23 protein-coding genes and 1 tRNA gene are annotated in these 26971 nt (G+C 72.3%); 15 read left to right on the top strand and 9 right to left on the bottom strand.

What is annotated here, in order from left to right:
• Positions 1–112 precede the first annotated feature (112 nt).
• The 4 genes from ABT129_RS12255 to ABT129_RS12240 all read left to right on the top strand — a co-directional run bounded on the left by ABT129_RS12255 (position 113) and on the right by ABT129_RS12240 (position 4290).
• Positions 113–814: a FadR/GntR family transcriptional regulator gene (locus tag ABT129_RS12255; protein WP_351899950.1), complete on the top strand. Its 702-nt coding sequence runs from the start codon at positions 113–115 to the stop codon at positions 812–814.
• 167 nt (positions 815–981) lie between these two features.
• Positions 982–2454 (top strand): amino acid permease, encoded by a 1473-nt coding sequence (locus tag ABT129_RS12250; RefSeq protein ID WP_351899947.1) that lies wholly within the window; start codon positions 982–984, stop codon positions 2452–2454.
• A 121-nt stretch (positions 2455–2575) separates the two neighbouring features.
• Complete coding sequence (locus ABT129_RS12245) at positions 2576–3661, top strand: S-(hydroxymethyl)mycothiol dehydrogenase (RefSeq protein ID WP_351899945.1); 1086 nt, start codon at positions 2576–2578, stop codon at positions 3659–3661.
• Positions 3661–4290 (top strand): MBL fold metallo-hydrolase, encoded by a 630-nt coding sequence (locus ABT129_RS12240; RefSeq protein WP_351899943.1) that lies wholly within the window; start codon positions 3661–3663, stop codon positions 4288–4290. The genes ABT129_RS12245 and ABT129_RS12240 overlap by 1 nt, the downstream gene beginning before the upstream one ends.
• Here the strand turns inward: ABT129_RS12240 and ABT129_RS12235 are convergent.
• Positions 4274–5200: a pseudouridine synthase gene (locus ABT129_RS12235; RefSeq protein ID WP_351899941.1), complete on the bottom strand. Its 927-nt coding sequence runs from the start codon at positions 5198–5200 to the stop codon at positions 4274–4276. The genes ABT129_RS12240 and ABT129_RS12235 overlap by 17 nt on opposite strands.
• Positions 5201–5271: 71 nt before the next feature.
• Positions 5272–5359, bottom strand: a tRNA-Leu gene (locus ABT129_RS12230).
• Positions 5360–5567: 208 nt separating this feature from the next.
• Here ABT129_RS12230 and ABT129_RS12225 point away from each other — a divergent pair.
• The 3 genes from ABT129_RS12225 to ABT129_RS12215 all read left to right on the top strand — a co-directional run bounded on the left by ABT129_RS12225 (position 5568) and on the right by ABT129_RS12215 (position 8300).
• Positions 5568–6902: a M20/M25/M40 family metallo-hydrolase gene (locus ABT129_RS12225; RefSeq protein ID WP_351899938.1), complete on the top strand. Its 1335-nt coding sequence runs from the start codon at positions 5568–5570 to the stop codon at positions 6900–6902.
• A gap of 127 nt (positions 6903–7029) precedes the next feature.
• Positions 7030–7263, top strand: coding sequence for a chaplin ChpH (chpH, locus tag ABT129_RS12220; protein WP_030218232.1), 234 nt, complete (start codon positions 7030–7032; stop codon positions 7261–7263).
• Between the two features lie 140 nt (positions 7264–7403).
• Positions 7404–8300: a chaplin gene (locus ABT129_RS12215; protein ID WP_351899936.1), complete on the top strand. Its 897-nt coding sequence runs from the start codon at positions 7404–7406 to the stop codon at positions 8298–8300.
• Between the two features lie 72 nt (positions 8301–8372).
• Here ABT129_RS12215 and ABT129_RS12210 read toward each other — a convergent pair whose 3' ends face one another.
• A complete protein-coding gene (locus ABT129_RS12210) occupies positions 8373–8561 on the bottom strand; it encodes a DUF5703 family protein (RefSeq protein WP_073915128.1) in 189 nt (62 codons plus the stop codon).
• A 47-nt stretch (positions 8562–8608) separates the two neighbouring features.
• Between ABT129_RS12210 and ABT129_RS12205 the strand changes: the two genes are divergently transcribed.
• On the top strand, positions 8609–9265 hold the full coding sequence (locus ABT129_RS12205; RefSeq protein ID WP_351899934.1) for a hypothetical protein: 657 nt from the start codon (positions 8609–8611) through the stop codon (positions 9263–9265).
• A 113-nt stretch (positions 9266–9378) separates the two neighbouring features.
• Here ABT129_RS12205 and ABT129_RS12200 read toward each other — a convergent pair whose 3' ends face one another.
• Positions 9379–11604 carry a helix-hairpin-helix domain-containing protein gene (locus ABT129_RS12200; protein ID WP_351899931.1) on the bottom strand — a complete coding sequence of 742 codons (2226 nt, stop codon included), beginning with the start codon at positions 11602–11604 and terminating at the stop codon, positions 9379–9381.
• Complete coding sequence (locus ABT129_RS12195; protein ID WP_351899929.1) at positions 11601–12578, bottom strand: aldo/keto reductase; 978 nt, start codon at positions 12576–12578, stop codon at positions 11601–11603. The genes ABT129_RS12200 and ABT129_RS12195 overlap by 4 nt, the downstream gene beginning before the upstream one ends.
• A 130-nt stretch (positions 12579–12708) precedes the next feature.
• On the opposite strand from ABT129_RS12195, the gene ABT129_RS12190 reads away from it, so the two are divergent.
• Positions 12709–13758 (top strand): LLM class F420-dependent oxidoreductase, encoded by a 1050-nt coding sequence (locus ABT129_RS12190; protein WP_351900133.1) that lies wholly within the window; start codon positions 12709–12711, stop codon positions 13756–13758.
• Between the two features lie 234 nt (positions 13759–13992).
• Entirely contained in the window at positions 13993–14778 is a 786-nt protein-coding gene (locus ABT129_RS12185) for a ferritin-like domain-containing protein (protein WP_351899926.1), read from the top strand.
• An 83-nt stretch (positions 14779–14861) separates the two neighbouring features.
• Here ABT129_RS12185 and ABT129_RS12180 read toward each other — a convergent pair whose 3' ends face one another.
• Positions 14862–15854 carry a magnesium and cobalt transport protein CorA gene (locus ABT129_RS12180; protein ID WP_351900131.1) on the bottom strand — a complete coding sequence of 331 codons (993 nt, stop codon included), beginning with the start codon at positions 15852–15854 and terminating at the stop codon, positions 14862–14864.
• Between the two features lie 129 nt (positions 15855–15983).
• On the opposite strand from ABT129_RS12180, the gene ABT129_RS12175 reads away from it, so the two are divergent.
• The 5 genes from ABT129_RS12175 (at position 15984) to ABT129_RS12155 (ending at position 22767) form a co-directional block, all read left to right on the top strand.
• Positions 15984–16673 carry a histidine phosphatase family protein gene (locus ABT129_RS12175; RefSeq protein WP_351899924.1) on the top strand — a complete coding sequence of 230 codons (690 nt, stop codon included), beginning with the start codon at positions 15984–15986 and terminating at the stop codon, positions 16671–16673.
• Positions 16674–16741: 68 nt separating this feature from the next.
• Positions 16742–17332: a DUF3090 domain-containing protein gene (locus tag ABT129_RS12170; protein ID WP_351899921.1), complete on the top strand. Its 591-nt coding sequence runs from the start codon at positions 16742–16744 to the stop codon at positions 17330–17332.
• Complete coding sequence (locus tag ABT129_RS12165; RefSeq protein ID WP_351899919.1) at positions 17329–18135, top strand: SCO1664 family protein; 807 nt, start codon at positions 17329–17331, stop codon at positions 18133–18135. The genes ABT129_RS12170 and ABT129_RS12165 overlap by 4 nt, the downstream gene beginning before the upstream one ends.
• A 190-nt stretch (positions 18136–18325) precedes the next feature.
• On the top strand, positions 18326–19555 hold the full coding sequence (gene mshC, locus ABT129_RS12160; protein ID WP_351899917.1) for a cysteine--1-D-myo-inosityl 2-amino-2-deoxy-alpha-D-glucopyranoside ligase: 1230 nt from the start codon (positions 18326–18328) through the stop codon (positions 19553–19555).
• Between the two features lie 116 nt (positions 19556–19671).
• Positions 19672–22767 carry an NPCBM/NEW2 domain-containing protein gene (locus tag ABT129_RS12155; protein ID WP_351899914.1) on the top strand — a complete coding sequence of 1032 codons (3096 nt, stop codon included), beginning with the start codon at positions 19672–19674 and terminating at the stop codon, positions 22765–22767.
• A gap of 97 nt (positions 22768–22864) precedes the next feature.
• Here ABT129_RS12155 and ABT129_RS12150 read toward each other — a convergent pair whose 3' ends face one another.
• The 3 genes from ABT129_RS12150 to ABT129_RS12140 form a co-directional block, all read right to left on the bottom strand.
• Entirely contained in the window at positions 22865–24010 is a 1146-nt protein-coding gene (locus ABT129_RS12150; RefSeq protein ID WP_351899912.1) for a PAC2 family protein, read from the bottom strand.
• A gap of 141 nt (positions 24011–24151) precedes the next feature.
• Entirely contained in the window at positions 24152–25213 is a 1062-nt protein-coding gene (locus ABT129_RS12145; RefSeq protein WP_351899911.1) for an LLM class flavin-dependent oxidoreductase, read from the bottom strand.
• A 150-nt stretch (positions 25214–25363) separates the two neighbouring features.
• Entirely contained in the window at positions 25364–26968 is a 1605-nt protein-coding gene (locus ABT129_RS12140) for a glycerol-3-phosphate dehydrogenase/oxidase (protein ID WP_351899908.1), read from the bottom strand.
• Positions 26969–26971 lie beyond the last annotated feature (3 nt).

The following is a 26971-nucleotide window of genomic DNA, read 5'->3' as shown; positions in this document are numbered from 1 at the left end:
GTCGCAGACATGAAACCCATTGGGTACGACGTATTCAAGAGGCTGTGACATAAAAGTAGTACTTTTAATTCCCGAGGTGATCACCCGCGCGAGCGCGCATAGGCTTGCCACCATGACGACACCGGCCCAGGGGCTTCATTCGCACGTGCTGGCCACCCTGGGTCTCGCGATCACCGCGGGGGAGTACCCGCCCGGCACGGTGCTGCGCACCGACGAGCTCGCCCAGCGCTTCGACGTCTCCCGGACCGTGGTCCGCGAGGTCGTCCGGGTCCTGGAGTCCATGCACCTCGTCGAGTCCCGCCGCCGCGTCGGCGTCACCGTGCTCCCCACCGCGCGCTGGAACGTGTACGACCCCCAGGTCATCCGCTGGCGCCTGGCCGGCGCCGACCGCCCCCGGCAGCTCCGCTCGCTCACCGTGCTCCGCTCGGCCGTCGAGCCCGTCGCCGCCGGCCTGGCCGCCGTCAACGCCACCCCCGACCAGTGCCGGGAGCTCACCGAACAGGCCCTCGGCATGGTCGCCACCTCCCGCGGCCGGCGCCTGGAGGAGTACCTCGTCCACGACGTCGCCTTCCACCGGGTCGTGCTCAACGCCTCCGGGAACGAGATGTTCGCCCGCCTCGGCGACGTCGTCGCCGAGGTCCTCGCCGGCCGCACCCACCACCACGTGATGTTCGAGGACCCCGACCCGGCCGCCGTCACCCTCCACGTCCAGGTCGCCGAGGCCGTACGGGAGCGGGACGCGGCCCGCGCCGAGGAGCTCACCCGTCAGATCGCCGTCGGCGCCCTCCAGGAACTGGACGTCCTCGCTCCGTAAGGTCCGGACGCAAGCTCTGAACTAGCTCAAATATGGGCGTTCAGTGACATGCGCCACAGTCAGTTACCGTCCCTTGCCGTGAGGATGTGCGCTGGTCGTGCCGGGGAAGACCCCCCACCGGGCACGACCGGGTACCGCACAGCCCCCTCACGAAGGCGATCAACTCCATGAGTGACCGCGTCACCGCGGCCGACCCGCTGCCCGCCGTCCCGGCGGCGACCGGCGGCACCAAGGCCGCCACCCCCCACGTCGACGCCGGCGACGCCGGATACCGCAAGGACCTCAAGTCCCGGCACATCAACATGATCGCCATCGGCGGCGCCATCGGCACCGGCCTCTTCCTGGGCGCCGGCGGCCGGATGTCCCAGGCGGGCCCCTCCCTCTTCATCGCCTACGCCGTCTGCGGCGTCTTCGCCTTCTTCGTGGTGCGGGCCCTCGGCGAGCTGGTGCTCTACCGCCCCTCCTCCGGCGCCTTCGTCTCCTACGCCCGTGAGTTCATGGGCGAGAAGGGCGCCTACACGGCCGGCTGGCTGTACTTCCTCAACTGGTCGACCACCGCCGTCGCCGACATCACCGCGGCCGCGACCTACGCCCACTTCTGGGCCATGTTCAGCGACGTCCCGCAGTGGGTCCTCGCCCTGATCGCCCTCGCGGTCGTCCTCGCCGCCAACCTCATCTCCGTGAAGTACTTCGGGGAGATGGAGTTCTGGTTCGCGATCATCAAGGTCGGCGCCCTCGTCGCCTTCATGCTGATCGGCATCTTCCTCATCGTGACCTCGCACGACGTCGGCGGTCACACCCCCGGCCTCGGCAACATCAGCGACAACGGCGGCATCTTCCCCAACGGCATGATGCCGATGCTGCTGCTCATCCAGGGCGTCGTCTTCGCCTACGCCTCCGTCGAGCTGTGCGGCGTCGCCGCCGGCGAGACCGAGAACCCCGAGAAGATCATGCCGAAGGCGATCAACTCGATCATGTGGCGCGTGGGCCTCTTCTACGTCGGCTCCGTCGTCCTGCTCGCCCTGATCCTCCCGTACACCGCCTACTCGGGCGACCAGAGCCCCTTCGTCACCGTCTTCGACAAGCTGGGCATCCCCGGCGCCGCCGGCGTGATGAACCTCGTCGTCCTCACGGCCGCGCTCTCCAGCCTCAACTCGGGCCTCTACTCCACCGGCCGCATCCTGCGCTCCATGTCGCTCTCCGGCTCCGCGCCGAAGTTCACCGGTGTCATGAACAGGGGCGGCGTCCCCTACGGCGGCATCCTGCTCACCGCCGCCTTCGGCGTCATGGGCGTCGCCCTCAACTACGTGATGCCCGGCGAGGCCTTCGAACTGGTCCTCAACTTCGCCTCCATCGGCATCATCGGCACCTGGGCCATGATCATGGTCTGCTCGCTGCTGTTCTGGCGCAACGCCCGGCAGGGCAAGCTGACCCGCCCCGGCTACCGCCTGCCCTGGGCCCCGTACACCCAGATCGTGACCCTCGCCTTCCTCGCCTCCGTCCTCGTCCTGATGTGGATGGACGAGGGCATCAGCCGCACCACCGTCAACTGCCTCCCGCTCATCGCGGCCGCGCTCGTCGGCGGCTGGTTCCTGGTCCGCCGACGGGTCCGTACGACCGCCTCGGCGACCCGCGACTGACCTTCCCCGAGGGAACCGGCGAGACCCCGACAGGCACGGCCTGTCGGGGTCTCGCCTTTTGTCAGGAGATAGTGGTACGCAAGAGCCTTACAAGATCCGGTCGGAGGAAGGGAAGTTCGCGATGCCGCAGCACGTACAGGGGGTCATCGCCCCCGGCAGGAACGAACCGGTACGGGTCGAGACGATCGTGATCCCGGATCCCGGCCCGGGCGAGGCCGTCGTGAAGATCCAGGCGTGCGGCGTCTGCCACACCGATCTCCACTACAAGCAGGGCGCGATCAACGACGAGTTCCCCTTCCTCCTCGGACACGAGGCCGCGGGAATCGTCGAGTCCGTCGGCGAGGGCGTCACCGACGTCACCCCCGGCGACTTCGTCGTCCTCAACTGGCGAGCCGTGTGCGGCACCTGCCGCGCCTGTCTGCGCGGCCGCCCCTGGTACTGCTTTGACACCCACAACGCCAAGCAGCGGATGACCCTGCTCGACGGTACGGAGCTCTCCCCGGCCCTCGGCATCGGCGCCTTCGCCGAGAAGACCCTCGTCGCCGCCGGCCAGTGCACCAAGGTCGACCCCGCCGTCGCCCCCGAGGTCGCGGGCCTCCTCGGCTGCGGCGTGATGGCCGGCATCGGCGCCGCCATCAACACCGGGAACGTCGGCCGCGGCGACACCGTCGCCGTCATCGGCTGCGGCGGCGTCGGCGACGCGGCGATCGTCGGCTCCCGCCTCGCCGGAGCCGCGAGGATCATCGCCGTCGACATCGACGACCGCAAGCTGGAGACGGCGAGGACGATGGGCGCCACCCACACCGTCAACTCCCGCTCCGGCGACCCCGTCGAGGCCATCCGCGAGCTCACCGGCGGCTTCGGCGCCGACGTGGTCATCGAGGCCGTCGGCCGCCCGGAGACGTACCAGCAGGCCTTCTACGCCCGCGACCTCGCCGGCACCGTCGTCCTCGTCGGCGTCCCCACCCCCGAGATGAAGCTCGAACTCCCGCTCCTCGACGTCTTCGGCCGCGGCGGCGCGCTCAAGTCCTCCTGGTACGGCGACTGCCTGCCCTCCCGCGACTTCCCGATGCTCGTCGACCTGCACCAGCAGGGCCGCATCGACCTCGCCGCCTTCGTCACCGAGACCATCGGCCTCGGCGACGTCGAGAAGGCCTTCGGCCGCATGCACGAGGGCGACGTCCTCCGCTCGGTGGTGGTGCTGTGATGGCCGCCCGCATCGACCACCTCGTCACCTCCGGCACCTTCAGCCTCGACGGCGGCACCTGGGACGTCGACAACAACGTCTGGATCGTCGGCGACGACACCGAGGCGATCGTCATCGACGCCGCCCACGACGCCGAGGCCATCCTCGCCGCCCTCGACGGCCGCGCCCTGCGCGCCATCGTCTGCACCCACGCCCACAACGACCACATCGACGCGGCCCCGGCGCTCGCGGCCGCCACCGGCGCCCGCATCCTGCTCCACCCCGCCGACCAGCCGCTGTGGAAGCAGACCCACCCCGACCACAGCCCCGACGGCGACCTCGCCGACGGTCAGGTCCTCACCATCGCCGGCACGGACCTCACGGTCCTCCACACCCCCGGACACGCCCCCGGCGCGGTCTGCCTCCACGCCCCGGAACTGGGCACCGTCTTCACGGGGGACACCCTCTTCCAGGGTGGCCCCGGGGCCACCGGCCGCTCCTTCTCGGACTTCCCGACGATCGTCGACTCGATCCGCGAGAAGCTCCTCACCCTCCCGCCGGAGACGGTGGTCCGCACCGGCCACGGCGACCCCACCGTCATCGGTGACGAGGCCCCGCACCTCCAGGAATGGATCAACCGGGGCCACTGAGCCGCGTCCGGCTCTCGAAGCGCCTCGCCACACCCGTGAACGGGTCGGTGAACTCCAGCGTCCGCGCCAGCAGTTGCAGCGGCCGCCCGAAGTCCTCCGGCCCGTCCTCGCGGACCACCGGATAGACCGGGTCGTGCAGGAGCGGCAGCCCCAGCCCGTTCATGTGCACCCGCAGCTGATGCGTCCGCCCGGTCACGGGCAGCAGCCGGTACCACCCGAGCCCGCCCTCGTGCCGGAGGAGTTCGATCCGGCTCTCGCTGTTCGGCTCGCCCGGCACCTCGCGGGCGGCCATCACCCCGCGCTCCTTCTCGATCCGGCTCCGCACCGTCACCGGCAGCGCCACCGCCGGGTCGTACGGGGCCACCGCCTCGTACTCCTTGCGCACCAGCCGGTCCCGGAACAGCGTCTGGTACGCCCCCCGGTCCTCCGGCCGTACGACACAGAGCACCAGGCCCGCCGTCAGCCGGTCGAGCCGGTGCGCGGGCTGGAGGTGCGGCAGCCCCAGCTCCCGCCGCAGCCGCGCGAGCACGGTCTCCGTCACGTGCCGCCCCCGGGGCATCGTGGCGAGGAAGTGCGGCTTGTCCGCGACCACGACCCGCTCGTCGCGGTACACGACCCCGATCGGGAAGGGCACCGGAGTCTCGGCGGGAAAGTCCCGGTGGAACCAGAGGTACCGCCCCACGGTGTACGGCTCGTCCCCGTCGACCGGCCCGTCGACCCCGACGAACCGCCCCTCGCGGACCATCGCCTCGACCCGCCCGACCCCGACGGCCGCCCCGTACCGATCGACCAGATGCTCCCGCACGGTCGCCCAGCCGGCACCCGGATCCTCGGGCAGTCGCACCCGGACGGGATCGACCCCGTCCCGCTGGGGGAGCGGCGCCGAGGGCGCCTTGGCTCTGCGTCTCACCGCTCCGCCTCGTGATAGCGCGTACTCATGCCGAAAGTCCCGGTCGAGATGATCTCGACCGGGACTCCGTGTGGTGTCCGAGGGGGGACTTGAACCCCCACGCCCGATAAAGGGCACTAGCACCTCAAGCTAGCGCGTCTGCCATTCCGCCACCCGGACAAGGTGTCTGTCTTCCTGGCCGCTCGGCCCTTCCGACGTGGAAAACAATAGCAAACATCTGGAGGGCCGATCACCACCCCCGGTCGGCCCCCGTCATGTGACAGCCGCATGTCGGCCGGAGGCCACCCTTGGGCAGGGAGGGGGACACGCGGGAGGATGGGAGGAGCACCGAAGCAATCACGTGGGGCACGTAGTGGGAGGAAGCAGCGTGAGCGAGTCGAACACCGGCCGAAGCGGCAACGCCGAGACCGCCGAGAACGAGGTCGTGGATCTCTGTCGCGACCTCATCCGCATCGACACCAGCAACTACGGCGACCACTCCGGCCCCGGCGAGCGGGCGGCGGCCGAGTACATCGCCGAGAAGCTCGCGGAGGTCGGCCTCGAGCCGAAGATCATCGAGTCGCACCGGGGACGGGCCTCCACCGTCGCCCGCATCGAGGGGGAGGACCCGTCGCGGCCGGCCCTCCTCATCCACGGCCACACCGACGTCGTCCCGGCCAACGCCGAGGACTGGACCCACCACCCCTTCTCCGGGGAGATCGCCGACGGCTGCGTCTGGGGCCGGGGCGCCGTGGACATGAAGGACATGGACGCGATGACCCTCGCGGTCGTACGGGACAGGCTGCGCAGCGGTCGCAAGCCCCCGCGCGACATCGTCCTCGCCTTCCTCGCCGACGAGGAGGCCGGCGGCACCTACGGCGCCCGGCACCTGGTCGACAAGCACCGGGACCTCTTCGACGGGGTCGACGAGGCCATCGGCGAGGTCGGCGGCTTCTCCTTCACCGTCAACGAGAACCTGCGGCTCTACCTGGTCGAGACCGCCCAGAAGGGCATGCACTGGATGCGGCTGACCGTCGAGGGCACGGCCGGCCACGGCTCGATGACCAACGACGACAACGCGATCACCGAGCTCTGCGAGGCCGTGGGCCGCCTCGGCCGCCACCAGTGGCCGGTGCGGGTCACCAAGACCGTGCGCTCCTTCCTCGACGAGCTCTCGGACGCGCTCGGCACCCCCCTCGACCCCGAGGACATGGACGGCACCCTCGCCAAGCTGGGCGGCATCGCCAAGATGGTCGGCGCCACCCTGCGGAACTCTGCCGCCCCGACCATGCTCGGCGCCGGCTACAAGGTGAACGTGATCCCCGGCCAGGCCACCGCGCACGTCGACGGCCGCTTCCTGCCCGGGTACGAGCAGGAGTTCCTCGCCGACCTGGACCGGATCCTCGGCCCGAACGTGAAGCGCGAGGACGTGCACGGCGACAAGGCCCTGGAGACGAGCTTCGACGGCGCCCTGGTCGACGCCATGCAGCTGGCGCTGCGGGCCGAGGACCCGATCGCCCGCGCCGTGCCGTACATGCTCTCCGGCGGCACCGACGCCAAGTCCTTCGACGACCTCGGCATCCGCTGCTTCGGCTTCGCTCCGCTCAAGCTGCCGCCGGAGCTCGACTTCGCCGGCATGTTCCACGGCGTGGACGAGCGGGTGCCGGTGGACGGCCTGAAGTTCGGCGCCCGCGTCCTGGACCGCTTCATCGACGCCTGCTGAATTCGTCCGCGCGTTTGCCTGTGACCGGAAAGAGTGAATGAACTCTTGGGCTCGTAGCCCCCACCATTCCCCCTCGTTACAGGTGTGCGGTCCGCGGCTGGGACCGCATTTCCAACTAGGAGGAATAATGATCAAGAAGGTCGTCGCTGCTGCGGCTGCCACTGGCGGTCTCGTTCTCGCGGGTGCGGGCATGGCCGTTGCCGACGCGGGTGCCCAGGGTGCCGCCATCGGTTCCCCCGGCGTCCTCTCGGGCAACGTCGTCCAGGTTCCGGTTCACGTTCCCGTGAACCTCTGCGGCAACACGGTCTCCGTGATCGGCCTGCTGAACCCCGCCTTCGGCAACACCTGCGTCAACGCCTGACGTTGTCCCTCGCCCCGTGAGGGTGTGAGCCGGTCCGGCCCCGGAGTGCGTGCCATGCACTCCGGGGCCGGTGGCCATTTCCGCCCCGGGTGTTCCGCCCGGTGGCCCTCTTTCGAAGCCCAGCAGGCAGGGAACAAGCTATGCGACAGGTCACGCGCAAGGGTCTGGTCACCGTTGCGGCCGCCGGAGGCGTTCTCGCCGCCGTCGGCGGATACGCGCACGCCGATTCCGGTGCGCACGGTGCGGCCACGAATTCCCCGGGCGTCGCGTCCGGAAACTCCGTCCAGGTCCCGGTGCACGTACCGGTGAACGCCTGCGGAAACACCGTCAACGTCGTCGGACTGCTGAATCCGGCGATGGGCAACAAGTGTGCCAACACCTCCAAGCCCGGCAAGCCCGGCAAGCCCGGTGGCGGTTCCTCCGCCGGCGGGCACACGAGCAATTCTCCCGGCGTCGCCTCCGGCAACACCGTCCAGGTGCCGGTCGACGCCCCGGTGAACGTGTGCGGCAACAGTGTCACGGCCATCGGCCTGGGCAACGCCGCCGCGGGCAACAGCTGCGGCAACGGCATCGAGCCGACGCACCCCGGGAACCCGGGGAATCCCGGTAACCCTGGGAACCCGGGGAATCCCGGTAACCCGGGTAACCCGGGTAACCCGGGTAACCCCGGCAACCCTGGTAACCCGGGGAATCCCGGTAACCCTGGTATCCCGGGGAATCCCGGTAACCCTGGCAACCCCGGTAACCCTGGCAACCCGGGTAACCCTGGCAACCCGGGTAACCCCGGGAACCCGGGTACGCCCGGCAACCCGGGCACCCCTGGCAACCCCGGCACCCCCGGTAACCCGGGCACGCCCGGTAACCCCGGGACCGACGGTGGGTCGAACACCCCCGGTGAGCACGGTGTCACTCCGCCCCGCGCCGTCGAGGAGCTCGCCGAGACCGGCGCCGGTCCGCTCGGCGTGATCGTCCCCGCCGGGGCCGGTCTGCTGCTCGCGGGCTCGCTGATCTACCGCCGCACCCGCAACGCCGCCTGACGCACACCGCGTCACGCGTGACGCGCACCACCACGCACAGGGGCCCCGCGGTCGCGGGGCCCCTACCGTCGTCTACCAGGTCGCCCGGACCTGGCGGATGATCCGCCGCTTCAGCCGCACCCTGCGGCTCCCGTCCCGGTGGAGGGTCAGACGGTCCAACTCCCAGTGTCCGTACTCGGCATGGTCGGTCAGCAGCCGCGTCGCCTCCTTGCGGGAGACACCGCGCGGCACGTACACGTCGACAAATTCGTATTCCGGCATCGCATCTATTGTGCGGGCACCGGCCCGGTACGGATAGCGTCTGTCCCATGTCTGATGCTGCGCAGCCCACCGCTGCCGAGGTACGTGCCGCCGCCGAGGCGGTCAAAGCCGCACTGGACCGTCACCTCGCGGCGGTCGAACGCCGCACGGGGGACGATGACACGGCCGTCTACGAAGCCTTCAACGCCCTCGCCGCGGCGGCCGAGGGATACGACGAGATCCTCTACGACCGCTACGACGAGGTCACTCCCTTCGAGATCCCCGGGGCGGACGGGACGCTGCCGCCCTACGCCGGACCTGACGAACCTCACGCCCTCAGCCTTCTGATCCGCCGCGACTACGCCGTGGCCGAACCGCAACGCCTGCTGGCCCAGGCCCGCCGTGTCGCCGAGATCGACGGCGACGCCGACCCCACGGGGGCGGCCGCCAGGGCCGGGGTCTCGCCGCTCGCCGCGCTCGGCGTGCTCTTCGGCGAGTTCGAGCCGGACGAGATCGCCTCCCGGCACAAGGAGTTCGGCCTGGAGGAGGGCGACTCCACCCTCTGGGTCACCGCCGCCGAGGAGCTTCCGGAACCGGGGGAGTGGCTCAACGCCCCCTTCGAGCACGCCGATCCGGAGCGGATCGTCTGCCGCTTCGACGTCAGCGCCGTCTTCGACGAGGACGAGGACGATGAGGAGGAACGGGCCGGCGTCTCCGGCTCCTGAGGGAACGGCGGAGGGCCGGGACACCGTGATCGGTGTCCCGGCCCTCCGCCGTTGTGCCGGCCGACCCTCGGCCCGTCGGCCGTCCTCTCCTCGCCCGTCTACTCCTCGCCCGTCTACTCCTCGGGCGTGGCGAGCAGGGTTTCCAGGAGCGGTCGCAGTCGCGTCGTACGCTCCGGGGCCACCCCCTCGGCCACCGCGCGGGCCAGCGCCTGGTCCACGCCGTGCACGACCGACAGATGGCGCTCCGCCCGGCCGAAGGCCGTGTACACCCATGGCCGGCTCAATCCTCCGGCGGCGTCCCCCGGCAGCACGACGACCACCGCGGGCCAGCGCGCCCCGGCGGCCTGGTGCGCGGTGAGCGCCCAGCCGTGCCGCAGCGCCGACTCCACCCGCTCCCTCGGTACGACGAGCTCCTCGTCCCCGCACCGCAGCCGCAGGCCCTCGGCGTCGGCCGAGAGCACCGACCCCGTCACCGTCCGCCCGGGCACCGGCGCGTACGCCACCCGGTCCCCGGGGTCGTAGCCCCCGAACCGGCCGGGGCCGGGGTTGAGCCGCTCCTTGAGGGCCGCGTTCAGCGCGCGCGTACCGGCCGAGCCGCCGTGACCGACCGTGACGACCTGCGTCTGCTCCGACGGCACCCCGATCGCCCGCGGCACCGAGTCCGCCACCAGCTGGACCGCGCGGTGCACGGCCTCGCCCGCGTCCCGCACCGGGACGATCACGATCTCCTTGCCCGGGGCCTCGACCTGGTTCAGCTCCCCGGCGCCGATGCCCGAGACCAGCTCGCCGAGCGGCCCGGGGTCGGGCAGCCGGGAGGCGATCCGGGGACACACCCGGGCCGCCAGCACATCGGCGAAGACCCGGCCCGCGCCCGGCGCGCCCAGGACCTCCGGGTCGCCGCTCAGCACCAGACGGCAGCCGTCGGGCAGCGACTCCACGAGCATCGCGGCCGTCTCCACGTCCAACTGGGGCGCGTCGAGGACCACCAGGAGGTCGAGGGCGAGCGCGCCCTCCTCGTCGCGGCCGGGACCGGCCGTACCGGAGAGCAGCGCGGCGACCGTCACCGCGTCCGTCCCGGCGAGGCCCGGCGCGCGCCGCCCGCCGTCCGCGTGGACGGCGACCAGGGCGCGCAGCCCGCGCTCACGTGCGGCCGACGCCAGCGCCACCGGTTCGGCGCGGGAGGCCTCGCCGCCGGTGTGCAGGACGAGACCGCACGCCCCGGTGGCCCGCGTCAGCTCCGAGCCCTCCCAGGCGTCGGCCGTCGCCGTCCTGACCAGCCGGGCGAGTCCGTCCGCGAGGCTCTCCTCCGCCAGCGCGTACCGGTCGAGCCCGAGCAGCACGGGCGAGGCCGGCTCCTCGGCGACGGCCTCCGCCGGCTCCTCCTCGTCCTCTTCGGTCTCCTCCCGCGCGGTCTCCTCCTCCTGGAAGACGAGGACCGCGCCCGCCGAGACCGCCTCCTCGACCGCCGACCCGGGGTCGGGCACCGCGTGCCCGGCGAGCCCGGCGCGCACGGCTTGGACCTCCAGCGCGGTGTGTCCCTGGAGGGCGGCCCGCTCCAGGAGCCACACGGTCAGGGCGACCGTCCTGCGCGGGTCGTCGGGGCCGCAGGCGGCGCCGAGCAGCGCCCGCGCGAATCCGTCGGCCTGCTCGGGGCGCACTCCGGCCACCGCGAGCAGCGCCCAGGGGTCGGCGAGCAGCGCGTCGGCCGCGTTCTCGCCGAGCGCGGCGGCGACCTGCGCCGCCAGCGTCTCGGGGGCGCCGCCCTTGGCGAGGACCTCGCGCACGGCGGCCGTGGTCCCGGGCGCCGGCGCGGAGGCCTGTGCCGGTACCGGCGGCCGTACGGTCATGGCCGGGGCCGCCTCGGGGGCGGGGCGCCTCGGCGCGGGCTCGGGGGCCTCGTAGAACGTGCTGCCGGAGGCCGCGCCGCCCTCCACCGCCCGGACGGCGGCGAGCAGGTCGGCCGCCGTGCCGCTCAGCTTGGCGCCGCTCGCCAGGGGGCCCTCCTTGTCGGCCTTGCGCGCCTCGATCCTGGCCCGCAGCTCCCGCTGCGCGGCGAGTTCGGCCTGGGCGTCGCTCAACTCGGGCGTGTCGGCACCCCCGGCGACGGCCGCGCCGGGGTCGCCGGACTCCTCGGCCGCGCCCTCGGGCGGGACGCCCGGTTCCTCGGAGGCGGTCGTCTCCCGGACCTCGCCCGGGTCCTCGGAATCGGCCCCCGGGGCCGCGCCCGGGTCCTCGGCGTCCTGGGCCGGTTCGGCCCCCCGCGCGTTCTCCCGCGCGTCCTCGGTGGGCTCCACGTCCTCGGGTGCCTCGGGCGCGGTCTCCCCGGAAGGCTCGGTCACAAGGTGCTCCAGTCGTGATCCGGATAGCGGTGCACGGGCGCCGACACATCGTCCAGCGCCCGACAGATCTCGTCAGGAAGACTAAGGGTCTCCACCGACAACGCGGCCGCGAGCTGCCGCGCGGTGCGCGCGCCGACGATCGGGGCGGTCACCCCCGGCCGGTCGCGGACCCAGGCGAGCGCCACGTGGAGCGGCGTCGTCGCGAGCCCGTCGGCCGCCGTCGCGACCGCGTCCACGATCCGGCTCGCCGCCTCGTCCAGATACGGCTCCACGAAGGGCCCCATGGTCTCGGACGCGCCCCGCGAGTCCGAGGGGGTCCCGGTGCGGTACTTGCCGGTCAGGACCCCGCGCCCGAGCGGTGAGGAGGGCAGCAGGCCTATCCCCAGGTCCTGGGCGGCCGGCAGCACCTCCCGCTCCACGCCCCGCTGGAGCAGCGAGTACTCCAGCTGCGCCCCCGCGAGCCGGGTCCGGTCCCCGCCGAGCTGCCAGGTACCGGCCTTGGCGAGCTGCCAGCCGCAGAAGTTCGCCACGCCCGCGTACCGCGCGCGTCCGCTGCGCACGGCGATGTCGAGGGCCTGGAGGGACTCCTCCAGAGGTGTGTGCGGGTCGTAGGCGTGGAGCTGCCACAGGTCCACGTGGTCCGTGCCGAGCCGGGCGAGGGAGGCGTCGAGCGCGGCGAGCAGGTGCCCGCGCGAACCGTCCGTACGCCGGTCGGGGTCCGGGACACTGCCCGCCTTGGTCGACAGGACGAGGTCCTGCCGCGAGACCAGCCGCTCCATCAGGCGCCCGAGCAGATACTCCGCCTCGCCCCCGCCGTACACGTCGGCGGTGTCCACGAGCGTCCCGCCCGCGTCCCAGAACGACTTCAACTGCTCGGCGGCGTCGTGCTCGTCGGTGTCCCGGCCCCAGGTGAGGGTGCCGAGTCCGATGCGCGACACACGCAGGCCGGTACGTCCGAGATGCCTCTGCTCCATGGGCGCGAGATTACTGGCCAGGGCACCACGCGGAGAGAGCCTGTGGACAACCACGCCCTGACGGATGCCCCGGCCGCGCGCTAGAGTCCGGCCCACAGGGACGTTACCGATGGGTAAGGGGTGCGTGGACATGCGGCTCGGCATCAACCTCGGCTACTGGGGTGCGGGAATGGACGGCGACAACCTCGCCGTCGCCCAGGAGGCGGACCGCCTCGGCTACGACGTCTGCTGGGCCGCCGAGGCCTACGGCTCCGACGCCCCCACGGTCCTCGCCTGGGTCGCGGCGAAGACCGAACGGATCGACGTCGGCTCCGCGATCATGCAGATCCCCGCCCGGCAGCCCGCGATGACGGCGATGACCGCCGCCACCCTCGACTCGCTCACCGGCGGTCGTTTCCGCCTCGGCCTCGGCGTCTCCGGCCCCCAGGTCTCCGAGGGCTGGTACGGCGTCAAGTTCGACAAGCCGCTCGCCAGGACCCGCGAGTACGTCGAGATCGTCCGCAAGGCGATGACCCGGGAGCGCCTCAGCTACGACGGCGAGCACTGGACCCTGCCGCTCCCCGGCGGCCCCGGCAAGCCCATCAAGCTCACCGTCCACCCGGAGCGCGAGCACATCCCGCTCTACATCGCCGCCATCGGACCCAAGAACCTGGAGCAGACCGGCGAGATCGCCGACGGCGCCCTGCTGATCTTCCCCTCCGCCGCCCACCTGGAGGAGACCGCGCTCCGGCACCTGCGCGCGGGCCGCGAGAAGGCCGGTCTGACGATGGACGGCTTCGACGTCTGTCCCACCGTGCCGCTGGCCCTCGGCGACGACGTCGACGCCCTCGCCGACGTCTTCCGCCCGTACACGGCGCTGTACGTCGGCGGCATGGGCAGCCGCAAGCAGAACTTCTACAACCAGCTCGCGCGGCGCATGGGCTACGAGAAGGAGGCCGCCGAGATCCAGGACAAGTACCTGGCCGGCGACAAGGCGGGCGCGGCGGCCGCCGTTCCCCAGAGCCTGATCGACCAGACCGCCCTGCTCGGCTCCGTCGAGCGGATCGCCGAGCGGATGACGGCCTACGCGGAGGCCGGGGTCACCACCCTCACCCTCGCCCCGGCCGGTTTCACCCTCGACGAGCGCCTCGCGGCGCTGCGGGCGGGCGTGGAGGCGGCCGAGCGGGCGGGCCTCGCGTAGCGGTTCCGCCGTCGACGGAACCGAAGGGTTTCCGCGGCCGTGGTGGGGGCTCGGGGGTCTTCCCCGCCACGGCCGTCACGCAGCACAACGGCTTCACAGGCCCCCCGGTTACGCCCCCGGGCCTCACTCTTTCGGCCGAGTCGCCCGGCCCTCCTGTTGCCCCTCGCCCCGGACCGCATTTGACTCGTGGTCCGGGGGCGGACGGAGTGCGGAACGCGCACGGAGGTGGCGGCGATGCTCACGGCCAAGGGCCTGTTCCAGGAAATCATCGACAACGACGAGTCCTTCCGGCTCTTCTGCTCCATCGCGGCCAGCGGTGAGTCCCAGGGCGGCTGGGAGAACGCCAGGATCGCGGCCCTCGTCGCGCCCGGTATGAAGGACCTCACGCCGAAGATCACCCGGCACGGCGCCGACGAGGACAAGCACGGCCGGATCTTCAACGCGTTGATGAAGAAGCGCGGCCTCGAACCCGTCCCCGTACCGCCCGACACCGACTACACAATGCTGCTCGAACAGCGCGGCATCGGCCTCGCGCACGACAAGCTGCGCCGCGACGAGCCCCTGACCGAGCGGGACATCGTGGTCTATCTCGCCCACAGCAGGGTCACCGAGCAGCGGGCCGCCGACCAGATGGACATGCTCGTCACGTACTTCGGGGACCACCCCGAACTCGGCAGGGCCATCCACATGATCGACAACGACGAGGCGAACCACCTCGCCTACTGCCACGAGGAACTGCTCCGCCTCGCCCGCCAGGGCCACGGCCGGCTCATCCAGCGGACCCTGCGCGACTCCGCCCTCGTCGAGATCCAGGTCTACCGCGACGTCAGCCTCGCCGTGATGGGGCACATGGGACGGATCCTGCGCTGGCCCCGCCCCAAGGCGGCCGTCCTCGCCGCCGGAATCCGCGGCATGTACGCGTACGAACGGCTCGCCGGCTGGCACCGGATGGTGAGCCTGAAGACGCCCGAGCGGCTCGACGCCCTCGGCGGACCCGCGACCCCCGCCCCCGCCTTCTGAGGCGGGCCCGGGACCCGGGGCGGGCGACCCCTTCCGGCCGTCCCGTCCCGGCCCGTCACGAAGCGGCCGTCACGAACCTGCCGTCACATCCAGCCGCGCCGCTTGAACAGCCGGTACAGCCCCAGGACGATGCCCGCCATCACGGCGATCACCACCGGGTACGACGCCACCCAGTGCAGCTCCGGCATGTGGTCGAAGTTCATGCCGTAGACCCCCGCGACCATCGTGGGGACCGCGGCCATCGCCGCCCACGCCGAGATCTTCCGCATGTCGTCGTTCTGCCGCACCCCCATCTGCGCGAGATGGGCCGACAGGACGTCGGACAGGAGCCGGTCGAGCCCCTCCACCTGTTCGTTGGCGCGCAGCAGATGGTCGTTGACGTCCCGGAAGAAGGGGTGCGACCGCTCGTTCACGAACGGCACCGAACCGGCCGTCAGCCGGGCCATCGGCCCGGCGAGCGGCACGCTGGCCCGCCGGAACTCCAGGACCTGCCGCTTCGCCGTGTAGATCCGCTCCGCGGTGTTCGCCGGATTGCCCCCGGTGGGCGCGAAGACGTCCGCCTCCAGCTCCTCCAGGTCGACCTGGAGCTCGGCGGCCACGTCGAGGTAGTGGTCCACGATCGCGTCGCTCACCGCGTACAGCACCGACGTCGGCCCGTGCTTCAGCACCTCGGGGTCGGCCTCCAGCCGCCGGCGGACCTCCGCGAGGGGCGCGCCCTCGCCGTGCCGGACGGTCACCACGAACGAGTCGCCCATGAACAGCATCAGCTCGCCGGAGGAGACCCGGTCGCTCTCCGGCTCGTAGACGATCGGCTTGAGCACGGCGAACAGCGAGTCGTCGTAGACCTCCAGCTTCGGGCGCTGATGGGCCTTGAGGGCGTCCTCGACCGCCAGCGGGTGCAGCGCGAACTCCGAGGCGACATGGTCGAACTCCGCCTCCGTGGGCTCGTGCAGACCCACCCAGAGAAAGGCGTCCCCGGCCGCCCGCGCCTCGTCGAGCGCGTCGGAGAGGTCGGCGGGGCCGTCCGTACGGCGCCCGTCCCGGTAGATGGCAGAGTCCACGATCACGCGCCGTATTCTCCATCGAACGCGCGCTCCACGCACGCGTGCATCCGTCCGGGCCGTCCGCGGACCCCGATCCGGCCGGCAGCGGCCACCCCGGCCGGGCACGACGGGGACGGCCGGGCACCGCCTAGGCTGGCCGGCATGGCCACGCTGATCCTCGTCCGGCACGGACGCTCCACCGCCAACACCTCCGGGGTCCTCGCCGGACGCACACCCGGGATCTCCCTCGACGAGCGGGGGGCCGCGCAGGCCGCCGCGCTCCCCGGGCGCCTCGCGGACATCCCGCTCGCCGCCGTCGTCTCCAGCCCGCTCCAGCGCTGCCGGCAGACGATCCGGCCGCTGCTCGACGCCCGCCCGGAGCTGCCGCTGCACGTCGAGGACCGGATCAACGAGTGCGACTACGGCGACTGGTCCGGCCGGAAGCTGGCCGAACTGAACGACGAACCCCTGATGGAGGTCGTCCAGGCGCACGCCTCCGCCGCGGCCTTCCCCGGCGGCGAGTCCATGCGCGCCATGCAGGCCCGCGCCGTCGACGCCGTCCACGACTGGAACGCCCGGATCGAGGCCGAGCACGGCGAGGACGCCTGCTATGTGATGTGCTCGCACGGCGACATCGTCAAGTCGATCGTGGCGGACGCCCTCGGCCTCCACCTGGACCTCTTCCAGCGCCTCCACGTCGACCCCTGCTCGGTCACCGTCATCCGCTACACGCGCCTGCGTCCCTTCCTCGTCCGCCTCGGCGACACCGGGGACTTCGCCGGATTCGCGCCACGTGAGCACACCGACGGCGGTGGGACGGCTGAGGTCGGGGGCGGCGCGGGCGCACCGTGATCCTCTCGCGCAGTAGGGTGGACGCGCCGCTGTAGTACGACTGTCGAGACGCAAGGGAGCCGGGAAACGTGTCCCGTCAGGTGTTCCTCTACGACCCACCGGAGCGTTTCGTGGCCGGTACGGTCGGGCTGCCTGGCCGCCGTACGTTCTTCCTCCAGGCGTCCGCCGCCGGCCGGGTCACCAGCGTCGCCCTGGAGAAGACACAGGTGGCCGCCCTCGCCGAGCGCATGGACGAACTCCTCGACGAGGTCGTCCGCCGCACCGGGGGCAACGCTCCCGTCCCCGCCGTGGCCCCCGTCGAGGTGGCCGACACCGCCCCCCTCGACGCGCCCGTCGAGGAGGAGTTCCGGGTCGGCACCATGGCGCTCGCCTGGGACGGCGAGGAGCAGCGCATGATCGTCGAGGCGCAGGCGCTCGTCGAACTCGACGTGGACTCCGAGGAGGACCTCGCCGAGGCCGAGGAGCGGCTGCTCCAGGACGAGGAGAACGGCCCGCCGATGCTCCGGGTCCGCCTCAGCGGCGCCCAGGCGCGCGCCTTCGCCAAGCGGGCCCTGGACGTGGTCAACGCGGGCCGGCCGCCGTGCCCGCTGTGCAGCCTGCCGCTCGATCCCGAGGGCCACGTCTGCCCGCGCCAGAACGGATACCGCCGCGGAGCATGAGCAGCAGCCCCCCGACGCCGACCGACGCCGAGCTGCTCGCCCACGGTGAGCTGACCGTCCGCGGCCAGGTCCGCGAGGCCTCCAACGCCGTCCTGTACTGCTCCGTCGCCCACGGGGGACGGGAAGCCTCCTGCGTCTACAAGCCGGTCGCGGGCGAGCAGCCGCTGTGGGACTTCCCCGACGGCACCCTCGCCCAGCGCGAGGTCGCCGCGTACGAGATCTCCGAGGCCACCGGCTGGGGCCTGGTCCCGCCGACGGTGCTCCGCGACGGACCGTACGGGGAGGGCATGGTCCAGCTGTGGATCGAGGCCGACCCCGGAGCGCGGCTGCTCGCCCTCACCGAGGACGACGAGGCGGGCGAGGGCTGGAAGGCCGTGGGGCCCGCCCAGATCGCCGAGGACCGCACCGCGCTGCTCGTCCACGCCGACACGCCCGAACTGCGGCGGCTCGCCGTCCTGGACGCCGTCATCAACAACAGCGACCGCAAGGGCGGCCATCTGCTGCCCACCCCGGACGGACGGCTCTACGGCATCGACCACGGCGTCACCTTCCACGTCGACGACAAGCTGCGCACCCTGCTGTGGGGCTGGGCGGGCGAGGAGCTGCCCGCCGAGGCGGCCGGGGTGCTCGCCGCGCTCGACCGCTCCCTGGCCGCGGGAGCGCCCCTCGCCGCCCGTCTGGCGGAACTGCTCACCGGCGCCGAGGTGGCGGCGGTACGCGCCCGTGTGGCGGCGCTGCGGGCCACCGGCAGGCACCCGGAGCCCTCGGGGCAGTGGCCGGCGATCCCCTGGCCGCCGGTCTGAGGTCACGGGTTCCGGCCCAGGTCACCGCCGTACCCCTGCCGGAGACCGAAAAGTCTCGGCCAAGGGGCCGAAGAGGGGGCTGCACCCCTGGGGGGTATGCACGCACCCCTCCGACCCGCAAGAGTGCCTAATCGGTCAAGATCCCGGATCCGGTTCGTATCCGGAACAGCTGTCCGGTTACGCTCGGGTCATGCATGCCTGGCCCGCTTCTGAGGTCCCCGCCCTTCCCGGCAAGGGCCGCGACCTCCGGATCCACGACACCTCGACCGGCGGACGAGTGACCCTCGCCCCCGGTCCCGTCGCCCGTATCTACGTCTGCGGCATCACGCCGTACGACGCGACCCACATGGGTCACGCGGCGACCTACAACGCGTTCGACCTCGTGCAGCGCGTGTGGCTCGACACCAAGCGGCAGGTGCACTACGTCCAGAACGTGACGGACGTGGACGACCCGCTCCTGGAGCGCGCGATCCGCGACGGGGTCGACTGGGTCGGACTCGCCGAGCGCGAGACCGCCCTCTTCCGCGAGGACATGACCGCCCTGCGGATGCTGCCCCCGCAGCACTACATCGGCGCGGTCGAGGCCATACCCGGCATCGTCCCGCTCGTGGAGCGACTCCGGGACTCCGGCGCCGCCTACGAACTCGAAGGGGACATCTACTTCTCCGTCGACGCCGACCCGCACTTCGGCAAGGTCTCGAACTACGACACCGAGCTGATGCGCCACCTCTCCGCCGAGCGCGGCGGCGACCCCGAGCGCCCCGGCAAGAAGAACCCGCTCGACCCGATGCTCTGGATGGCCGCCCGCGAGGGCGAGCCGAGCTGGGACGGCGGCAGCCTCGGCGCCGGCCGCCCCGGCTGGCACATCGAGTGCGTCGCCATCGCCCTCGACCACCTCGGCATGGGCTTCGACGTGCAGGGCGGCGGCTCCGACCTGATCTTCCCGCACCACGAGATGGGCGCCTCCCACGCCCAGACCCTCACCGGCGAGTTCCCCATGGCCAAGGCGTACGTCCACGCCGGCATGGTCGGCCTCGACGGCGAGAAGATGTCCAAGTCCCGGGGCAACCTCGTCTTCGTCTCGCGGCTCCGCCGTGACGGCGTCGACCCGGCCGCCATCCGGCTCGCGCTCCTCTCCCACCACTACCGCGCCGACTGGGAGTGGACCGACCAGGTCCTCCAGGACGCCGTGGAGCGCCTCGACCGCTGGCGCGCCGCCGTGTCCCGCCCCGACGGCCCGTCCGCCGACGCGCTCGTCGAGGAGCTCCGCGAGGCGCTCTCCGACGACCTCGACGCCCCGGCCGCGCTCGCCGCGGTCGACCGCTGGGCCGCGCTCCAGACGGCCGAGGGCGGCACCGACGACTCCGCTCCCGGTCTCGTCTCCCGTGCCGTCGACGCACTGCTCGGTGTGGCCCTGTAACGAGCAGGACCGCACAACTCTCTTTCAGGCAACCGCCCTTGGACTTCTCGCCGAAGTCCGAGGGCGGTTCCGTTTTGTCCTGGCGGGAATGCTCGTTCCTGCGCTAAATAACCTCCATGCAATCATCATCACGCATGAAAGTTGCACTTGCCGGAGCCGTCCTCGGGCTCCTCGCGGCCCTCGCGGGACCCGGCACCACCGCGTCGGCCCTCCCCACGGACCGCGCCGACCGGGCCGACACCGCGGCCCAGGAACCGGACACCACCGTCGGCGACCTCACCGGGTTCGCCGCCGCCGGCCCCGTCTACCGGCTGACCGCAGGCCAGACCCTGGCCAGGGTCAGCTTCGTCACCGCCGACACCTTCCGCATCGAACTCGCCCCCGACGGCACGTTCACCGACGCCACCGGCAGCGACATCGTCCTGCCCCAGGGCCCGCCCCCGGCCACCCGCTGGCGCGACCGGGGCGACCGCTACGAACTGAGCACCGCCGAAGTGACCGTGCGCGCCTACAAGACACCGCTCCGCTTCGCCGCCGTACGCGCCGACGGCACCCCGCTCTGGAGCGAGGCCCGCGGACTCAGCTGGACCGCCGACCGCACCACCCAGACCCTCGCCCGCGGCGCCACCGAGCAGTTCTACGGCGCCGGCATGCAGAACGGGCGCGGCAACACCTCCCACCGCGACAAGACCGTCGAGGTCGGCGTCGACTACAACTGGAACGACGGCGGCCACCCCAACTCCGTCCCCTTCTACCTCTCCTCCGCCGGATACGGCGTCTACCGCAACACCTACGCCCCGAACACCTACGCCTTCACCGAGCCCGTCACCACCAGCGCGAAGGAACGGCGCTTCGACGCCTACTACTTCGCCGGCACCGGCGCCGACGCCGCCAAGGACGTCATCGGCCAGTACACCCGGCTCACCGGCAAACCCTTCCTGCCGCCCGTGTACGGCCTGGAGATAGGCGACGCCGACTGCTACCTCCACAACGCCAACCGGGGCGAGCGCCGCACCCTCGACGCCCTGAAGGTCGCCGACGGCTACGTCGAGAACGACATGCCCAACGGCTGGATGCTCGTCAACGACGGCTACGGCTGCGGCTACGAGAACCTCGCCGAGGCCTCCGCCGGGCTCGGCGAGCGCGGCATGAAGCTCGGCCTCTGGACCGAGGACGGCATCGACCAGCTCGAAGAGCAGGTCAAGGCCGGCCAGCGGGTCGCCAAGCTCGACGTCGCCTGGGTCGGCCCCGGCTACAAGTTCGCCCTCGACGGCTGCAAGGACGCCCACGCCGGCATCGAGGCCCACAGCGACGCCCGCGGCTTCACCTGGGCCCCCGAGAGCTGGTCCGGCGCCCAGCGCTGCGGCGTCCAGTGGTCCGGCGACCAGTCCGGCACCTGGGAGTACATCCGCTGGCAGATCCCGACCTACGCGGGCGCCTCCATGTCCGGCCTCGCCTACACCACCGGTGACGTCGACGGCATCTTCGGCGGCAGCGCCAAGACGTACACCCGCGACCTCCAGTGGAAGACCTTCCTGCCGGTCACGATGACCATGGACGGCTGGGCGGCCAGCGACAAGCAGCCCTTCCGGTACGGCGAGCCCTACACCAGCGTCAACCGCGCCTCCCTCAAGCTCCACGAGGCCCTGCTCCCGTACATCTACAGCCACGCCCACCGGGCCACGAAGACCGGCGTCGGCCTCGCGCGGCCGCTCGCCCTGGAGTACCCGGACGACCCGAAGGCGGCGACCGAGGCCGCCAAGTACGAGTTCCTCAGCGGCGAGGACTTCCTCGTCGCCCCCGTCTACCAGGACGCGGTGGAGCGCGACGGCATCTACCTCCCCAAGGGCACCTGGATCGACTACTGGAGCGGACGCGCCTACGAGGGCCCCGTCACCCTCGACGACTACAGCGCCCCGCTCGACACCCTGCCCCTCTTCGTACGGGCCGGGGCGACCGTCCCGATGTGGCCCGGCGACATCCGCTCGTACACCGACCGCGCCCCCGGCGACCCGATCGCCTGGGACATCTACCCCAAGGGTGACTCCTCCTTCGAGCTGTACGAGGACGACGGCGTCACCCGCGAGCACCGCACCGGCCGCTACGCCACCCAGCGCGCCGAGGTCCGCGCCCCGAACGGAGGCCCCGGCGACGTGACCGTCCGCGTCGGCGCGAGCAAGGGCTCGTACACCGGCAAGCCGACGGCCCGGCCCTACACCTTCACGGTCCACACCGGCGACGCCCCCGGCGCCGTCCGGCTCGACGGGCGCAAGCTGCCCGCCCTCACCTCCCGCGCCGCCTTCGACGCCGCCGCCCAGGGCTGGTGGTACGACCGCGACGACCGCGGGGGAGTGGTCCGGGTCAAGACCGCCGCCCTCTCCACCGGCCGCGCCTTCGAGCTGGCGCTGACCGACACCAGCGCCGTCGGCGGCGCGGTCCGGGGCGCTTCCGCCGCCCTCGCCGTCCCCGCGGCGCAGGAGCTCGGCGCCGGAGCACCCGGCACCGTCGCCGTGGACGTCACCGCGGGCACCCGGGACGCCACGGACGTACGCGTCTCCCTGGCCGCCCCGGCCGGCTGGCAGGTCACCCCGGCCGCCCCGGTCACCCGGATCCCGGCCGGCACCACCCGCCGGGTCGAGGTCACCGTCACCCCGGCGGCGGACGCGAAGCCCGGAGAGGCGACCCTCACCGCGACCGCCCGCCACCGCGCGGCGGGCACCGACCGCACCGCCACCCAGCGGTTCGCGGTCGGGGTGATGCCCCCGCCGCCGACCGGCGACGCCTGGGCGAGCGACCTCGTCTGGCTGCGCTCCACCAACGGCTGGGGCCCGCCCGAACGCGACCGCTCCAACGGCGAGTCCGGCGCCGCCGACGGCCGGCCGCTCACCCTGGCCGGACAGACCTACGAGAAGGGCATCGGCGCCCACGCCGACTCCGACATCGAGGTCTACCTCGGCGGCCGCTGCACCGCCTTCACCGCCGACGTCGGCATCGACGACGAGATCAACGGCTACGGCGAGGTGGCCTTCTCCGTCGAGGCCGACGGCAAGGTCCTGTGGACCTCGCCCCGGCTCACCGGGGCCTCCGCGACCCTGCCCGTGAACGTCGACGTGACCGGAGCCCGGCACGTCCGGCTGCGGATCACGGACACCAACGGGTCCAAGAGCGGCGACCACGCGGACTGGGCGGCGGCCCGGTTCGACTGCGCGTGACACGAGCCGGCGCCTGATGCGCGGAGCCGTGTGAAGCGAGGAACGGGAGGGGCGCCCCTGGGCACCCCTCCCGTTCCGTCGTCGTCACGACGAGCCGCTACTTCTCGGACCCGCCGTCCGTGTCGGTGTCCGGCTCCGCGCCCGTCTCCGTGACCGCGTCCGGCGCCGCGTCCGGGTCCGGCGCCGCGTCGGTGTCGGCGGGGCGCTCGGCCGAGCCCTCCGCGGCATCCGGTTCCCCGGACTCCCCGGCCGGCTCCGCGCCCGGGACCGACTCGGCGCCCGGGACCGATTCCGGCCCCGGCTGTTCCGGCTTCGGCGGCCGCGTACGCCCGCTCCCCGTCTCCCGGAGGAACGCCGAGTCGCCGCCCTCCGTCGCCACCCCGGGGCCGCCCGGACCCGTGCCCGGCTCACGCCGCTGCAGATACCGCTCGAACTCGCGGGCGATCGCCTCGCCCGAGGCCTCCGGCAGCTCCGCCGTGTCCCGGGCCTCCTCAAGCGTCTGCACGTACTCGGCGACCTCGCTGTCCTCCGCGGCCAGCTGGTCCACGCCCACCTGCCAGGCCCGCGCGTCCTCGGGCAGCTCGCCCAGCGGGATGCGCAGCCCGATCAGGTCCTCCAGGCGGTTGAGGAGCGCCAGCGTCGCCTTCGGGTTCGGCGGCTGCGACACGTAGTGCGGCACCGCCGCCCACAGGCTCACCGCCGGCACGCCCGCGTGGGTGCACGCCTCCTGGAGGATGCCCACGATGCCCGTCGGCCCCTCGTACCGGGTCTCCTCCAGGTCCATGGTGCGCGCCAGATCCGGGTCGGAGGTCACCCCGCTGACCGGGACGGGCCGGGTGTGCGGGGTGTCCCCGAGCAGCGCGCCCAGGATCACGACCATCTCCACGCCCAGCTCGTGGGCGAAGGCGAGGATCTCGTTGCAGAAGGAGCGCCAGCGCATCGAGGGCTCGATCCCGCGCACGAGCACCAGGTCACGGGGCTTCTCGCCGCCGACCCGGACCACGGAGAGCCGGGTCGTCGGCCAGGTGATCTTCCGGACGCCGTTCTCCAGGAAGACCGTGGGCCGATTGACCTGGAAGTCGTAGTAGTCCTCGGCGTCGAGCGCCGCGAACACCTCGCCCTTCCATTCCCGGTCAAGGTGGGCGACCGCGGTGGAGGCGGCGTCGCCGGCGTCGTTCCAGCCTTCGAACGCGGCCACCATGACCGGGTCGATCAGCTCGGGTACCCCCTCGAGCTCGATCACCCAGCGCCTCCTTTTCGAAGTTCCTGTCGTACGGACCAACCTTACGGCTTTCCGGAGGTCCGTCCGCAGCCCCCGGACATCCCCGAAAACCCGTGCGGCCTTGATCGACTACCCAGGAACTCGCCTCCGCACACGGCGGTGTCACTCCTCCCAGAGCGTGCTCGGCGCCTCCCTCCGGACCACCGGGGCGATCTCCTCGGCGAAACGCTGGAGCGTCTCGATCTGTTCGCCCGTCGACTGGGCGAAGGTGTCCACGGTGACGGACTGCAGGTCGTGTCCGTAGTGCTCGTGGTAGCCGAGGATCTTGTCGATGATCTGCTGCGGCGAGCCGATCAGCTGGGGACCGCCCGCGACGGCGTCCTCGATCGTGCGGAACGGGGTGTTGTACCCGGCCTTCCCCTCCAGGTGGGGCCGGAAGCTCTGCCGGACCTTCGCCTCGTACAGGTCCTTGTAGCGGGCGACCGCCTGTTCGGCGGTGTCGGCGATGAGCAGGCCGCCGGAACCGGCCGCCACGCGCGCGTGGGCGGGGTCGTGCCCGTACTCCTCGAACTTCTCGCGGTAGTGGGCGATGAGCTTCGCGTACGCCTCGCGGGGCTGGATGGCGTTGGCGGTGAAGAGCGGGTCACCGTGCTTCGCCGCGAGTTCGGGGGAGTTGAGACTGGTGGCCGAACCGTGCCAGATCCGGGGCGGACCCGCGTACGGGCGGGGAACCGTGGTGACGTTCTTCAGCGCGGGCCGGAACTCGCCCTCCCAGTCGACGCCCTCCTCCGTCCAGAGGCGGCGCAGCAGCTCGTACTTCTCCTTCTGGAGGTCCCACTGCCGCTCCTCGTCCAGGCCGAAGAGGTCGAAGTGGCCCGCCTCCGCGCCCTTGCCGACGACGAGTTCGAGCCGTCCCCGGGAGAGCTGGTCGAGCGTGGCGTAGTCCTCGGCGACCCGCACGGGGTCGAGGATCGCGACCACGGTGACGCCGGTGAGCAGCTTGATCCGGGTGGTGCGGGCGGCGAGCGCGGCGAGCAGCACGGTGGGGGCGGAGGAGAGGAACGGGCCCGCGTGCCGCTCGCCGACCGCGTACGCGTCGAAGCCGAGCCGTTCGGCGGTCTCGCCGAGCGTGACGACCTGCTCCAACCGGTCGGCCGCGGAGAGGATGTCGCCGGTCAGCGGGTGCGGGGAGTGGTGGACGATCGAGAGCACCTGAAACTTCATGCGTTCCACTCTGCGCGCCGAGTGTTGCGGCGGTGTGGACGGCGTGTGGCACGCCGCAGGGGCGGCCCTCCGGAGAGGAACCGCCCCTGTGCGTACGGGAGTTGCCACCCGTCGACCTGTCCGCCCCGATGCCCGGCGGACGTGTCCCGGCTACTTGTCCAGCATCTTCTCGACGTCGGCGCGGATCTCGTCCGTCGCGAGACCGCGGATGGTCAGCGTCGTGCGGCGGCGCAGCACGTCGTCCGCCGTCTCGGCCCACTCGTGGTCGCGGGCGTAGGCGACCTGCGCCCAGATCTCCGGCGCGTCCGGGTGGATGCGGCGGGCCAGGTCCGGGTTCTCGTTCGCCATCCGCGCGATGTCGAAGGAGAGCGAGCCGTAGTGCGTCGCCAGGTGCTTGGCGGTGTCGGCGGCCATCCGGGGGCCGGGCGCCGGACCGTCGACGAGCAGCCGGTGGGCGACCGCGTTCGGGTTGGCTATGCCGGGCAGCGGCAGCCGCTTCGGCAGCGTCGACACCGGCTCGTAGTCCTCGCCGAGCGGGTGCCCGGGCAGCTGCTCCAGCTTCTTCATCACCGTACGGCCGATGTGGCGGAAGGTCGTCCACTTGCCGCCGGCCACCGACAGCATGCCGCCGCGGCCCTCGGTGACGACCGTCTCGCGCTTGGCCTTGGAGGTGTCGCCGGGACCGCCCGGGAGCACCCGCAGACCGGCGAAGGCGTAGGTGATCAGGTCGCGGGACAGCTGCTGGTCGCGGATGGAGAACGCGGCCTCGTCCAGGATCTGGGCAGTGTCCTTCTCGGTGACCTCGACCTGGCCGGGGTCACCCTCGTACTCCTCGTCGGTGGTGCCGAGGAGCAGCATGTCCTCCCAGGGGAGGGCGAAGGTGATGCGGTACTTGTCGATCGGGGTGGCCAGGGCGGCCTTCCACGGCGAGGTCCGCTTGAGGACCAGGTGCGCGCCCTTGGAGAGGCGGATGGAGGGGGCCGCGTTCGGGTCCTCCATCCTGCGCAGGTGGTCGACCCACGGGCCGGTCGCGTTGAGCACGAGGCGGGCGGTGACGCCGAACTCGTCGCCGCTGGTGCGGTCCTTGAGCTCGGCGCCGGTGACCCGGCCCCGCGTGAAGCGCAGCCCGGTGACCTCGGCGTGGTTGAGGACGGTGGCTCCGGCGTCGACGGCCGCGCGGACCGTCATCAGGGCCATGCGGGCGTCGTTCATCTGGTCGTCGCCGTAGACGGCCACGGCCTTGAGGTTGTCGGTGCGCAGCTCCGGCACGTCCTGCGCGGCCTTGGCGGGGGAGAGCAGGTGTCCGACGCCGTCGCCGAAGGCCGAGAGGGCGCTGTAGGCGAAGACGCCGGCGCCGAGCTTCGCCGCGCCGTGCGGGCCGCCCTTGTAGACGGGCAGGTAGAAGGTGAGGGGGTTGGCGAGGTGCGGTGCCACCTGACGGGAGACCGCACGCCGCTCGAAGTGGTTCTCCGCCACCAGCTTCACCGCGCCGGTCTGCAGGTAGCGCAGTCCGCCGTGGAGGAGCTTCGAGGAGGCGGAGGAGGTGGCGCCGGCGAAGTCGCCGGCGTCCACCAGGGCCACCCGCAGGCCCGACTGCGCGGCGTGCCAGGCGGTGGAGATGCCCAGGATGCCGCCGCCGATCACCAGGAGGTCGTACGTCGCCTTGGAAAGCTGGTCCCGGGTCTCGGCGCGGCTCGGGAGGGAGCCGGACGCCGGGTGCGTCCCAAGGGCAGGGACGCTCTGCAGGGTGGTCATGTC

The organism is Streptomyces sp. NPDC002057 (genome assembly GCF_040296665.1).
GTDB lineage: Bacteria > Actinomycetota > Actinomycetes > Streptomycetales > Streptomycetaceae > Streptomyces.
The sequence above is the reverse complement of the archived record's forward strand: the minus strand, read 5'-3'. Positions and strand labels throughout refer to the sequence as shown.

Excerpts from the sequence above, each read along its gene's own strand:
- ABT129_RS12255 (WP_351899950.1), top strand. The coding sequence starts at position 113 with ATGACGACACCGGCCCAGGGGCTTCATTCGCACGTGCTGGCCACCCTG.
- ABT129_RS12250 (WP_351899947.1), top strand. The coding sequence starts at position 982 with ATGAGTGACCGCGTCACCGCGGCCGACCCGCTGCCCGCCGTCCCGGCG.
- ABT129_RS12245 (WP_351899945.1), top strand. The coding sequence starts at position 2,576 with ATGCCGCAGCACGTACAGGGGGTCATCGCCCCCGGCAGGAACGAACCG.
- ABT129_RS12240 (WP_351899943.1), top strand. The coding sequence starts at position 3,661 with ATGGCCGCCCGCATCGACCACCTCGTCACCTCCGGCACCTTCAGCCTC.
- chpH (WP_030218232.1), top strand. The coding sequence starts at position 7,030 with ATGATCAAGAAGGTCGTCGCTGCTGCGGCTGCCACTGGCGGTCTCGTT.
- ABT129_RS12215 (WP_351899936.1), top strand. The coding sequence starts at position 7,404 with ATGCGACAGGTCACGCGCAAGGGTCTGGTCACCGTTGCGGCCGCCGGA.
- ABT129_RS12210 (WP_073915128.1), bottom strand. The coding sequence starts at position 8,561 with ATGCCGGAATACGAATTTGTCGACGTGTACGTGCCGCGCGGTGTCTCC.
- ABT129_RS12205 (WP_351899934.1), top strand. The coding sequence starts at position 8,609 with ATGTCTGATGCTGCGCAGCCCACCGCTGCCGAGGTACGTGCCGCCGCC.
- ABT129_RS12195 (WP_351899929.1), bottom strand. The coding sequence starts at position 12,578 with ATGGAGCAGAGGCATCTCGGACGTACCGGCCTGCGTGTGTCGCGCATC.
- ABT129_RS12190 (WP_351900133.1), top strand. The coding sequence starts at position 12,709 with ATGCGGCTCGGCATCAACCTCGGCTACTGGGGTGCGGGAATGGACGGC.
- ABT129_RS12185 (WP_351899926.1), top strand. The coding sequence starts at position 13,993 with ATGCTCACGGCCAAGGGCCTGTTCCAGGAAATCATCGACAACGACGAG.
- ABT129_RS12175 (WP_351899924.1), top strand. The coding sequence starts at position 15,984 with ATGGCCACGCTGATCCTCGTCCGGCACGGACGCTCCACCGCCAACACC.
- ABT129_RS12165 (WP_351899919.1), top strand. The coding sequence starts at position 17,329 with ATGAGCAGCAGCCCCCCGACGCCGACCGACGCCGAGCTGCTCGCCCAC.
- mshC (WP_351899917.1), top strand. The coding sequence starts at position 18,326 with ATGCATGCCTGGCCCGCTTCTGAGGTCCCCGCCCTTCCCGGCAAGGGC.
- ABT129_RS12155 (WP_351899914.1), top strand. The coding sequence starts at position 19,672 with ATGCAATCATCATCACGCATGAAAGTTGCACTTGCCGGAGCCGTCCTC.
- ABT129_RS12145 (WP_351899911.1), bottom strand. The coding sequence starts at position 25,213 with ATGAAGTTTCAGGTGCTCTCGATCGTCCACCACTCCCCGCACCCGCTG.
- ABT129_RS12140 (WP_351899908.1), bottom strand. The coding sequence starts at position 26,968 with ATGACCACCCTGCAGAGCGTCCCTGCCCTTGGGACGCACCCGGCGTCC.